The sequence below is a fragment of the Enterococcus sp. AZ196 genome (assembly GCF_050498845.1).
Classification (GTDB): domain Bacteria; phylum Bacillota; class Bacilli; order Lactobacillales; family Enterococcaceae; genus Enterococcus_A; species Enterococcus_A murrayae.
In genome coordinates, this window is the sequence record NZ_JBIPAM010000002.1 from 266,800 (window position 1) to 279,181 (window position 12,382).

A 12,382-nucleotide genomic window follows, 5' to 3' on the forward strand; every position below is an offset into this window, starting at 1 on the left:
ATTTTTTTCTCCTTTAAGGAGCATCGCTCAATGTCCAAGTTAATGTTGATTCGTACGTTTCCCCAGCTATTCCACTATTTGCTGGCAATGTCAGCTGCACATCATTTAGTGGTATCCTAGCTTGCCAAGTCCCATCACCAATACCTATAGGACTATTCATCACTAAGACATCAGTATTATTTGACGACAAATGAACCGTGCTTTGAATGGTCGGTAAGCTTCCAGCTGGGCTCGGATCAATCGTTTCTGTAGAAGTATTTGGATTATTCACCTGTTCTAGTTTTGATTTGAAATCCATAGAAACCCCTGTACTCAAAGTTCGTGAAGGATGTGCTGCTTGTTTGAAACTATCTAATTTGGCTGTCAGTCTCCACCCCGGTGCACCCGCTCGATCGTCAAACAATCGAACGAACAGTCCATCACTGATTGTGTGAGATGCGTACGAACTTAGCTTTAATAGTGAAACTTGAGAGTAATTATTGACCGTTACATCCTCAAAGACAAACTTACTCGGTACATTTTCTAGCCCGATATCTGCCGTAGGGGGAACCGGTTTGGAGTCCTCATCCTTAATACGTACATTTCCACGTGCAATATCACGACTTACCTTCGTGGATTCTGCACTGATGACTGTCCCGTGATAGGAATTAGGAACACCAACATGCTGTGTTTTAAATTGGATAGTCACCTCTCCGCCAGGTCCTATCAATGGAATAGACGTGCCTGTCCAAAAAGAATCCGATTGTGGCACTCCATCCACCACTGTACTTCCAGAGACGTAATCGGGAACTGAGAGTAAGCGCATGTCAGTATCATCCAAATTTATCGCTTCTACAGAAGTATTTTTCACCTTCGCTGTCCATGTTACTTGATCTCCGCTTGCTATATGAGTAGTGTTTGGTGTTAAGGAAAGACTTCTACTAGGAGTTGCTTTTTTGTAAACATATTTGAACTCTGTATTTTGTGTCATGGCTTCATTTGGCTTTCCAGAACGAGGAGTATCTGTTCCAGGTAATTCGGTATCTTTTAGCCATCCTTGATAAACATAATAGTCCCCATTTGAAGCCTTTATAATATTCTTAGGTGTTCCCGTAAAAGTAGAATCCAAAGGAACCTCTTCCGCAGTTTTATCATGAAGTCCAGACTCCAAACTGGTTCCATCACTTTTATAATATTTCTCTGTCTTTAGTACATGAGAACTATAGACCACTGTGATTGGGGATCCTTCATTTTGTTTTACATTTACAGTAATCGGATGAGCCGTGTTCAAAGTAGATGGCTTTGTCCACCCTGTATACCAGCCTTCATAATTATACGTGATTCCACCAGCTACATATTTCATGGGAACATCCGTCTCCTTAGGCCCGACCACATTTGTTCTACCAAATTCATATAGTGTTGTTGGCGTGTTGATATACCATTGCCGATAGTTCCAAAAACCAGTCGGCGCCGCAATCGTATCACCTTTTTCATTCACAATATGTTCTGTCATATAGTTATAATTAACATTGAAAGAAAAAGGGGTTGCAGGTTTATAGTTAGTTATAGAAGCTGGCTCTCTAGATGCAGAATACGAGATACTAGTACTAGGGGAAAGATAGCCTATCCATGATTTGTCAGCTTGCTTATATAGCCCCACTGGATTATTCGTTATCGAACCAACCGTAGGGTTATCTGGATCGAATGAAGGAATGGTTATCCCTCCATAGAAACCACTACGTCTAGTTGTAGTAGTAATCGTATTTTTATAATTTTCAGTAATTGAGGTAGCTAAATCTAAATTTCTGATTATTAAATAACTCTGCATTGTTATTGAATAACTAACCGACGGAGGTGGTGAATAAGGAAATGCATAGGGATAACGAACTACGCATTCATATAATTGAGTTGTACTATTATATGAAAACCTATAAGTGCTGGATGGCATAGGTCCACCACCTCCAACTGTGGTATCCCTAAGCTCCAGTTCAACATCTAGATTCTCTACTGGTGCCCCAGTAGGATACTGAAATCGAACCTGTACCAGAGTATCTGGATAATATAAATGCTCTGGTCTTAATGGTTGGCCCGCTGCAAACGGTTGTATTTTGATCGCTTCCTCGCTGCTCTCCTCTTTCCCCTTCTCGACTTCCTTTGTATCAGAAGTTTTTGTTGTTACTTCTTGACTTTCATTTGTACTTTTTGTTTCTTTAGTTTTTTCTATTGTGCTTTCTTTAGTCAGCTCCGTTTTCTCTTCGGCATAAACAGATTGATTCACAGGAAAAAAAGTTACCATTAACGATATAAGTAGCGAAAATCGAACGAAGCATTTGGTTGAGCTACTCATATTTTTTCCTTTCATACAACCGATTCAATACAAACGCCATCAATAGGACAAGTATTCCCACTATAATCCAGAGACTAGTACTCTTCTCTCCTGTTGTCGGCAGCATCTTATTGGCTCCAGCTGAGACAGGCGTATTACCTCCAGTCCCGTTACCATCTTTAGGTATTTCTCGATGAAGATTATTCGATTCGCTCTGTGAATCACTACTAGTGGAGGTACTGCTGCTGTCTTGAGTATGGCTAGTAGATGGCTCAGTATTTGTAGAGCTGCTACTGCTAGAACTGTCGCTACCCTTGACAAACCCCACGCCAACTTCTGTTTTCCCTATAGTAGTACTAGCTTCAGTTATGCCACTTTTTAAACTTGCTAAGAGAAAAGCCGCAACAAAAAAAATATACACTTTTTTTCTTTTACTCATTTTCCCCCTCCTTTTTCGATCGATGAATCCTTCGATACACAAGGTAACCAATGACTAAAACAGAAGAAATACTACAAATGATTGTCCATTGCTTCCACCAATCCGGCAAAATGAATTTCACGACAGCTTGTTCATTCATTTCCTTTGCAATTTTCGCTGTAATGGTAAATTCTTTCTTGAATTTCCAGCTTTTTTCTTTATCTTTGGCCTCACCTTCGAAGATGTAAGTCCCTGGGGCTACACTATCTTTTCCCCAATCAATTTGAAAAGGCAAAAATGAATTAGGGGCGATTCGTGCGCTGTCGATGGTATGTTCCGCCAATATCTTTTGACTGCTTTTTTTTGTAATGTTTCCTTCTATTTTGACTTTATCAAAGGTCTCAGCATTTGGGTTTTGAATTTGTGCCTCAACAACCTTACTTCCATAGTCAACCATAGGATTAATTTTTTTGAGCTTAAGTTCTGTGTTCCCAAAAATACTTGTCTCTGCATTTTGTACCAGTGCAATTCCACTTACATACCCGTAGCGATTTGAGACAGACATTCCCTTTTGTGTCTTCTCTTCGGATTCTTTTTGACTAATATGAACACCGCCTAGAATCACTCCTGAAAAAACTTGATCGTTTAGTTTAATCGTAAGGCTGGCTTCACCTTCGCTCCAAGCCGGGATAGTCACCGTCTTATTATCTGGTTTGACAATATCAGTGATAGGCAATTTTAAACTAGAATCCAAAGGTGTATCTAAATCATCGTAAACAATGATTCCATTTTTATTGGTTTTAGCAGGATTGACCAGAATCTGATAAGTTTGTTCCTTATCAGTGTTATTGAAAATCTTAACCTTGATCGTTTGCTCATGGTCTTTTCCTATTGCCAAATGAAAGTAGCTTTTTGCTTTATCAACTTGGTTTTCTGGAATTTCTGCACGAATAGTAAAGCCTGCACGCTGTTCTGTCTCATCAATTCTATTTTGTTCTTTTGCATAGCCTCTATCAGGTAAAAATAGAAACAGGAATAACAAAGACAATCCAATCAAAAATCTTGTTCGTTGCTTCATACGTCTCTCCTAAAAACAGCTGAAGATTCTTATGCATCTCCAGCTGTCATTATTCGCTTAAATTGCGTCAGTCAAAGTCCAATCAACAGTTCCAGAATATTGCTCGCCAGCTGTTACACTATTCATCGCTGCCGCTGGTACTACCAAATTGATATTTGTATATTCTGTTTCCCAATATCCTTCACCACGACCATCCGCTGCTCCAGAAGCTGTTTCAGCAGAAGCACTTGCAACAACTGATGAAGCCGTACTAATCGTTACTGATGTCGGTACAGTATCAGGCGCGTGTACACCACTGCCGACAGCGGTTGGTGTTTGAGCCCATGTAGTTGGATTCAACTCATTCAAGGTTTGTCCCATTTGAATCGTTGCACCAGTCAGCTGTTTCGCACCTGATGCTAAACTTGACGATAATTTTGCTTCTAGTTTCCAACCTGCTGCACGTTTTCCTCGAACATCCCCAACGCCAACATGTTTCGTCGTTGGGTTTGTCCCGCCTGCTCCACTCGTATCACTCGCAGGACTACCTTCCCAATTGCTATCAATTGGAATAGACGTATTAGCCGTAACCGTTGCTGCAGGAACAGCTGTTTCTTGGAAGTTAAATTCTTTTGGCACATGCAAAAGTCCAAAATCAGACGCCGGCGGAGTTACTGGCGGCACAACTGGTGGTGTAATAGGCGGGGTAATAAGTGAACCTGATTTGAATGATACCGACGCATCTGACGAACCATTAAAGGTAGCCGCGCTTGCCGTTCCTCCCGTATGAATCAGAACACTGCCGACAAAGGCTGTCCCTATTACTCCTGCTACAATCTTATTTTTTTTCATTTCTTTTCTCTCCTCAATAATTTTTTTTATATCAAAAAATGTACAATTCGTACAATTGATATTAAAATAAATACAGTACTTTCGATTCACTCGCTTTTCCTAGTCTGATTAAAACTAAGATCTCATTCACAATCCTTAGTACATCAACTTCTCTAGTTTGTTTTTGACGAGAGCTGACGGCTATAAAAAAAACAAAAAAGTTTTGAATACTGAATCTTCAAAAAATATTCCCTATCATATGTTTGCGAAATGAAGTAAGCGCTTTCTTTGAAAAAGAAAAAAGAATAGTCTAGTGAAGCTAAAAAAGCTTTTTTCGAAATCGCTTTATATTCAGAAACGTTTTAGTTAATCGCTGACTCCATACGATAAATAACTTCTATTCGCTGTTCTATCATTGAATCTGCATAGGTATCCAGTGTCAATTTAGTGGATGCGTGCCCCAAAAGTGCACTGACAGATAATATGTCGCTCTGCGCTTCCAAGCATCTCGTTGCAAAAGTATGACGCAATTGGTGAAAATGGATTTTTTCTAAACCACATTTCTTACGAATTCGATGAAAATGATAGGTCAATAAACGGGGCTCCATAGGACGATTATTACTAGTAAAAACGAAGGAACCTTTGGATTGACGTCTATGCTTTATCAAATAGCGTCGTAAAGTTTTTCCCATCGGTATGGAACGAACACCGGATTCCGTTTTTGTTGGACCAAAAATCAGCTGTGTTGCTCTGCTTTCCAAACTTAATGAAACGCGCTGATAGGTGTGTTTTACATAGATCATATTTTGATCGAAATCAATATCTTCCCACCTCAACGCGGCTATCTCACCAATTCTAAGCCCTGTATACAAAGATAAATAAGTCGGCAAACCTGTACTCTTTTCCATCAATGCTGCTTTTTCTAGTTTCTTCTGCTCCTTCTTTGTTAAAGAACGAATCGGCTGTTTCTTTCTCTTTGGCAGCTTTACCGATTGGAAAGGATTCACTTTTAGATGGGACTTTTGTTGGGCACTAGTTAAGCATTGATTAATCACCCTTAAAATGACCTGCATTGTCGATGGATTCAACCCCTGTTTCTCCCACTGTTCGACTATGTTTTTTGCGCTATCTACAGTCAAATCACTAAGAAATATTTTTCCTATATAAGGAAATACATACTTAGTCAGTTTGTAGTGATAGGAACTATAAGTCGATGGTTTTATTTGATACTGTATATCTTGCAGCCAAATATTGCCCCATTCTTCTAGCGGAATACAAGCTGCTCCATGGGTCTCCTGATGCGTATGGTAATAATTTTTCAACGAATAAAGCTTCATACGAACCTCCCCCAACTTCTTTCCATAGATATATCCGTACTTGATCTGTCCGTTCGCTTTGTATCCTTTTTTATACCTTCCCTCCCAACGACCATCTTTTCTTTTGTAAATGTTTTCTCCTCTTCGCATAAATGTTCTCCTTTTGACGGCTTAAATGACGGTGAATAGAAAGCTCTAATCACCCTGTTTCCGTCTATTTTTCTTCCATACTGTATGAAATTGACAATCTTTCATTGTCATGAATATTTTCTAATAAATTTTAATAATCAACTTGATTATCAATTGATTATATTCTATAATAACTTTAGACTTTTGATTAATATCTTATTATTTAAGGTGTTTTTGTTTCGTAGTTTTAATCAAACTATGTAATAAAAAGGACTATACATTTATTTTTTAATAATTTGTAGTGTAGCAATAAGAATACAGTCGAATTTTGTAAAAATATATTTCTATAGCAAAACTCTTATTCCTTTTGTTATCGCAAAAAGAATAAGAGCTTTTTTTTCAATAATTAATGTGCAAGCAAATGACTCTTGATTTAGAGTAAACTTTCTCTGATATGGATTATCCAATAAACAGTTCTAATTTTTTTGATCTCTATGAAATAGCAGACCTTTGATATCCGTCAACCTTCTCTGTGTAACCAGTAAAACTAAAAAAAGTATTACTTATAAGGACTTGGCAATTCGTTAATCGGTAGGCTAAACTGTTAATCCCTCAAAAAAGCGAGGTACTTGTACAGTTAAATACGATACTTTTTGATAAAATGAAACCGACAAAATCTTGCTCTAAGATTTTGTCGGCTATTTTATATCATTTAAGCTACTTTAGTTTTGAGTTCAATTATTCGATGTTGCTTTAATCACACTTCTCTAGTCGCTCAATAGCCTTTGCCAGTTCATGTAACTATCTATATCTTGAATCGAATCAACCACTCTAGCCCAGCGATCACTGCTATTTTTCAATAATCCCAACAAGATTGGTTTAACAATGTGCTTTTCTATTTTACCTTTTTTACGAGCAATATAAGCAAACCCTAATGCACTATTTGCTCGAACTCGCTCATCAGAATCGTTCGACAACTCAACGCATATATTTTGTGCTATTTTCCAATCCGCATGGCACTGCTCAACTGAAAGTGGGAATATTATTAGCTCCTCTATGCTCCCTAGCTGCAAAATTCTTTCAACTCCCTTGTCATTGATTACTGGTAAACTCTTTTCATGTTTGAACTACCTCCTCTTCTAGACAAGTTTATTCTCTACCTCTTGATTTCTTTGCGGATCAACAATAATACCCGTATCATTATCATTTAGTCCTGCATTTTCTCCCAAAAGAACTATGATATCAATACAAATCAGTCACCTAATCACTAGTTAATGGTATTTTTACAAACCTTTCTATTAGGATATATTCTGGAAATAGAAAAAAACCACTAGTGTAATGCTAGATATATAGCTTACACCAGTGGAAAATAATTATTTATTCTCTGTAATTTTTTTGCTTCGTTTGCCTGACAACTAATGAGTATCACTTTATTGTTTTCCATTACTTCTAAACTGCATCTAATAGCTGGCCTCTATTTTCAGAACCAGTGATATCCATTTTCTTCAAAATAGATATAATTTCTAATGTATTACTTTTTTTGTAAATCAAGGGCTTCCTAAATCTCTTGGCGACTGGCAAGTTTTCAATCACTAAAATATTGAATAATTGGACCTAATAAAAGTCGCTAAGAGAGATGATTTCTCATCACTCAGCGACTTCAATTTCTTATAATGACTTGCGGACAGCATCTGCTATTTTTTCAATTTTGGGACCGTAAACTACCTGGATATGAGTTTCAGACGGTTTGATGATTCCCAAACTGCCGGTCTTCTTTAGGATACTCTCTTGAACCAAGTTCATATCTCCTATATCCACCCGCAACCTTGAAATGCAATTATTAACTACTTTTATATTTTCTCTACCGCCTAAGCCAGCGATCACTTGCAGCGCCAACGAATTATCTCCATTAGATGATATAGTTTCAATAGCTTCATCCTCGTCAACTTCTTCTGCTACATCGATCGATAAGTTTTTCGCACTAAGGTATTTCTTAAAGACAAAATAGTATAGTACCGCGTAAATCGGACCAACAATCAGAACCATATACCAACGGGAACCCGGCTGCATCACGCCCCAAACGATATAATCAATCAGTCCACCGCCTGTATTTCCAATCGCTACACCCAAAACCGACATAAGCAGGAAAGAAATCCCGCCCATTAAAGCATGGAACAAGAAAAGCATAGGTGCAATGAACATGAATGAAAATTCCAACGGTTCTGTAATTCCTGAAATGATACTGGCGGCTACACCAGCGATCATCAAAGCTTTCACACGATCCTTTTTATCTGAAGGGCTGGAATGATAGATTGCTAACGCCGCTGCAGGAAGCCCAAACATCATGAATGGCATCTTTCCTTGACCTAAAAATTGTGTAAAGGGTCGTAACGTATCAATATCTACTTTATCAAAGAATTGCAGGAAGATATTCAGACAGCCTTCGACTCCTTCATAGACTCCTCCGACTGCAGTTGTCCGAAAAATACTGTTCAGCACATGATGCAACCCAGTAGGAATCAGCAGCCGCTCCAAGAATCCAAAGAAGAATACTCCCACTGAGCCCGCGCTTCCGATCAATGTCCCTAATGCTGTGATCCCAGCTGAGACCGGCTGCCAAACAAACGGTGCGACCTGACCCAAAAGCCCCATCACTAAAATAACGACAATGGCTACAAAACGTTTTCCTCCGTAAAAGGCAATAGCAACTGGAAATTGGATTTTATGATATTTATTATGCAAAAAAGCTACGATTATCCCAGTCAATATTCCCGCTACTGCTCCCATATCGATTGTTTCAATGCCCAGAATTGGCGCAACACGTAGAGAATCAAAATTAACAAACCCTGAATTGACAACGGTGCTGGCACTCACTAAAAAAGTATAATAACCGACAAAACCAGCAAAGGCAGCGATTCCCTTATCCTCTTTCGCCATACCTAACGAAATAGAAATCGCAAATAGTACTGGAATCAACGTGAATACTACACCAGAGATCGTTCGCAAGGTATCAATGATATAAAAGACCGCTGGATTTTCTAAAAATGGTAATGCCGCAACTACTTGATCCTTCAGCAAAGCCCCTGAGATTCCTAATAGAATCCCACAGGCTGCTAAAGCGGCGATCGGCATCATTAAACTACTGCCCAATGTTGAGAAAAAATCCATTATTTTATTCTTCTTCATTCCCTTTTCCTCCTCGCCTCGCCGGCTTAACTTAACTCAGGCCACATGCCCTTGTTTGCCTCAATCAATACATCCAACACTTGACGTGCTTTCTTCCCATCGTTGACTAGTCGATTTAACGTTAAAGCTTGTAGTGCTTTTAAGTAAGAGTTTTCATAATAGGCATCCACTAGTAATTTTTCGCTGGATACTTGATTAACCAGTAACCCTAAGTAAAACTGAGAAATATTCCCAACACCCATTGGTCGCGGTCCATTTGCCCCTAATTCACAGACAACTTCCACCATAGCATCGTCCTGCATATTTGCGATTGCACCATTATTCTCAACAATCAAGATATGACGGCTATTCTTGTTAAATGCAATTGCTACTGCGACTTCAATCATCATTTCAGCGTGAGCATCGCTAATATCATCAAATTTATCTCCTAAAGTACCATCAGCAATGATTTTTTCACACTCAGCGAAAACTCGTTTTTCACGACCTGCCATCACCTCATCAGCACGAGTGAAATTAGGATCTAACGTTTCTGCTTTATAATCTGGATACAAATAGTATTGATTATAAGTATTCGGTAAATATTCTGGATAATCATTCATCATTGTCTCGACCATGCCATAGGTATCTAACCATGAAGGATCTCTCTGTTCCGCATCTTGCGGTAGGAAACCTTGTTTCTTTATTAACTCTTTTATCTTCGGTAATAAATCTTCCCCAGTATTTTTATCATAGATATGTGTGAACCAGCCATAGTGATTCAATCCGAAATAAACAGGATCTAAATCTTCCCATGAACAACCTAGTAAACGACTACACGAACGGACTACATTTTCTGGCTGATCACAAATATTTAAAATCCGCTGATCTCTTGGAAATTCTCTACGTAAAGCCTCCGCTACGATCGCTGCTGGATTTGAATAATTCAAAATCCAAGCGTTAGGGGCATATTTCCGAATGTCATGAACAGCCTCAATCATTTGAACAATCGAACGCAAACCATACGCCATTCCACCTGCTCCGCATGTTTCTTGACCAACTAATCCCATACTCAAGGGAATATGTTCATCTTGGGCACGCATTGGTAATCCGCCAGCGCGCATCTGCATGAAGACAAAATCCATTCCTTTATAAGCTTCCTTACTATCTGTCGTGTAAGAGAAATCTAATTCAGGAAATTGCTCCCGATAAAGAATATCTCCAAACTTGCCGACTAGATTTTGACGTTCTTTATCAATATCAAACAACACTAATTTTTTTAATGGAAAATCCTTTTTCATTTTAACGAAGGATTTTAAGAACCCCAATGTGAAGGTACTTCCTCCGCCAACGATACAAACATTATATTCTCTCATGTTCAACAGTCCTTTTATATAAAATTTATTTTCACTATTAATGGCCACTTAATATAGATTTACTATGCCATCAATTGAAACCGAATACAATATCCTGTATTATTTTACGTGAGGATCACTAACAATGTGATTTGTTACTGTTTGTGTGACAAATTGCGATAAACATTTCGTTTCAAAATAGGAGGTTTTGTATGTTAGCAGATATTTTAGATAATGAAGTATTGACCAGTCTTAATCCCAATGAACGAGCGATTTTACACTATATTTATACCAATCCTCATGTGGTTGAAAACGCAACAATTAGAGAACTGGCTGACCAGTTAACCGTTTCTACTACAACTATTTTACGTTTTTGCAAAAAAATCAGACTAGCCGGCTACAGTGAATTAAAATATATAATCAAACAAGACAAAGCTTTTTATACAAAAGAAACACTGAAAAAGAAACCCAATTCTGCCCTTTTACAAGAAATGTCACAGGAGATCGAAAATACACTGCTATTGATGAAAAATCAAACTGTCCAGCAAATGATCGAAATCCTGAACAGTTCCAGACATATTCATCTCTACAGCGGTGGCGGAATTTCTGGTAGAGTTTTGGACTATTGGGAGAAAATGCTTTTCTCCTACGGACGACAAAATGTCTATCGCTACGAGGCCTCTCGACTAGCTTTTCACATCGCCGAAACCTTGACTGAACAAGATGTTCTTTTTGTAATCAGCTGCAGCGGTACGTATGAGCCTACAATTCGCATGGCTAATTTGGCAAAAATGCGAGGAGCCACAGTCGTAGCGATTACGCCATATACCGATAATGTCTTGGCGACAACTGCTGATCTAACTTTTCGCTTCTTTGGGCATCCACGACAAAACAAAAATACTGAGTTTACTTCACGGCTACCGATTTTCTTCATCATTGACACAATATTCAAAGCTTATCTTGCATCGTTGGAGGGGATCTCAATTGAATGATTTTTTTACAAATATAGTAATGGAAGAATTATCCGAAAATGAACGGACAATGCTAAATTATATTCAGAAAAATCCAGCCTTAATTATTCAGATGACACTTCATGACTTAGCTAGCAAACTATATGTATCCGATACAATCATGCTTCGTTTTTGCCAGAAGCTTGGCCTTAGCGGCTTTAGCGAATTAAAATATCTAATCAAAAATGACTTAAAGATGCAGAAAAAAAGCCATAACTTCTTTCGTGAACAGGTTGACCAACAGATCAATGAGTTCAATTACTTCTTAGAATTCGTTCCTTTAGATGAATTGGATAAAATCGTTCAACTGCTTTGCAACGATCAGCCACTATACATTCACGGGCGAAGCTTAAGCGCTATTCCTGCAAAGTATCTTCATACTGTTTTGAATACATTGAATCGCCGTTGTATACTAGTAGAAGATTTGCATTTGATCAAGAGTATCAGTCGTACGATCCAGCCAGAGTCGATCATTGTAATCACTTCCGCCAATGTCCCTACTGATATTTACCAAGAAGTTTTTGAGAATTCTCGAAAAAATAAAGCCAAAACTATTCTTATTACTTCTCAAAAAACAAAAAAAAATGAGAAATTGGCCGATCACTGCTTATTCAGCAATGACACGCCGTTGACCTATAATGGAACAGATGTCAATTCACGTATCAATATGCTGAGTCTCACCCAAATACTCATTGAATTAGCGTGTAAAGAACTTTTGTTAGAAGAGTGATTCTAAATCAATCGAAATAAACAGTCGAACTGACCATCTTCTATTAATGGTTGCTCGACTGTTTAATTT

10 protein-coding genes are annotated in these 12,382 nt (G+C 38.3%); 2 read left to right on the plus strand and 8 right to left on the minus strand.

Translation table 11 applies throughout. The features are described from left to right. Nucleotides 1–13: 13 nt before the first annotated feature. The 8 genes from IGI67_RS19050 to IGI67_RS19085 all read right to left on the minus strand — a co-directional run bounded on the left by IGI67_RS19050 (nucleotide 14) and on the right by IGI67_RS19085 (nucleotide 10,594). Nucleotides 14–2,326 (minus strand): WxL domain-containing protein, encoded by a 2,313-nt coding sequence (locus IGI67_RS19050; protein WP_429958874.1) that lies wholly within the window; start codon nucleotides 2,324–2,326, stop codon nucleotides 14–16. Continuing rightward, entirely contained in the window at nucleotides 2,319–2,744 is a 426-nt protein-coding gene (locus tag IGI67_RS19055) for an LPXTG cell wall anchor domain-containing protein (protein WP_429958875.1), read from the minus strand. The genes IGI67_RS19050 and IGI67_RS19055 overlap by 8 nt, the downstream gene beginning before the upstream one ends. Continuing rightward, the gene (locus tag IGI67_RS19060) at nucleotides 2,737–3,801 is read right to left on the minus strand and encodes a DUF916 and DUF3324 domain-containing protein (RefSeq protein WP_207108441.1); all 1,065 of its coding nucleotides are present in this window, start codon (nucleotides 3,799–3,801) and stop codon (nucleotides 2,737–2,739) included. Before IGI67_RS19060 ends, IGI67_RS19055 begins: the two co-directional genes overlap by 8 nt. 57 nt (nucleotides 3,802–3,858) lie before the next feature. Continuing rightward, on the minus strand, nucleotides 3,859–4,632 hold the full coding sequence (locus tag IGI67_RS19065) for a WxL domain-containing protein (RefSeq protein WP_429958876.1): 774 nt from the start codon (nucleotides 4,630–4,632) through the stop codon (nucleotides 3,859–3,861). Nucleotides 4,633–4,973: 341 nt separating this feature from the next. After that, on the minus strand, nucleotides 4,974–6,077 hold the full coding sequence (locus IGI67_RS19070) for a tyrosine-type recombinase/integrase (protein WP_207108443.1): 1,104 nt from the start codon (nucleotides 6,075–6,077) through the stop codon (nucleotides 4,974–4,976). Nucleotides 6,078–6,823: 746 nt separating this feature from the next. Beyond that, nucleotides 6,824–7,129, minus strand: a complete 306-nt coding sequence (locus tag IGI67_RS19075; RefSeq protein ID WP_207108444.1) for a hypothetical protein — start codon at nucleotides 7,127–7,129, stop codon at nucleotides 6,824–6,826. Nucleotides 7,130–7,724: 595 nt separating this feature from the next. Beyond that, the gene (locus tag IGI67_RS19080; RefSeq protein ID WP_207108445.1) at nucleotides 7,725–9,242 is read right to left on the minus strand and encodes a PTS transporter subunit EIIC; all 1,518 of its coding nucleotides are present in this window, start codon (nucleotides 9,240–9,242) and stop codon (nucleotides 7,725–7,727) included. Nucleotides 9,243–9,268: 26 nt separating this feature from the next. Further along, entirely contained in the window at nucleotides 9,269–10,594 is a 1,326-nt protein-coding gene (locus IGI67_RS19085) for a 6-phospho-alpha-glucosidase (RefSeq protein WP_429958877.1), read from the minus strand. A 191-nt stretch (nucleotides 10,595–10,785) separates the two neighbouring features. Between IGI67_RS19085 and IGI67_RS19090 the strand changes: the two genes are divergently transcribed. Both IGI67_RS19090 and IGI67_RS19095 read left to right on the plus strand, forming a co-directional pair. Next, a complete protein-coding gene (locus IGI67_RS19090; RefSeq protein ID WP_207108447.1) occupies nucleotides 10,786–11,565 on the plus strand; it encodes a MurR/RpiR family transcriptional regulator in 780 nt (259 codons plus the stop codon). Next, complete coding sequence (locus IGI67_RS19095) at nucleotides 11,558–12,313, plus strand: MurR/RpiR family transcriptional regulator (protein WP_207108448.1); 756 nt, start codon at nucleotides 11,558–11,560, stop codon at nucleotides 12,311–12,313. Before IGI67_RS19090 ends, IGI67_RS19095 begins: the two co-directional genes overlap by 8 nt. Nucleotides 12,314–12,382 lie beyond the last annotated feature (69 nt).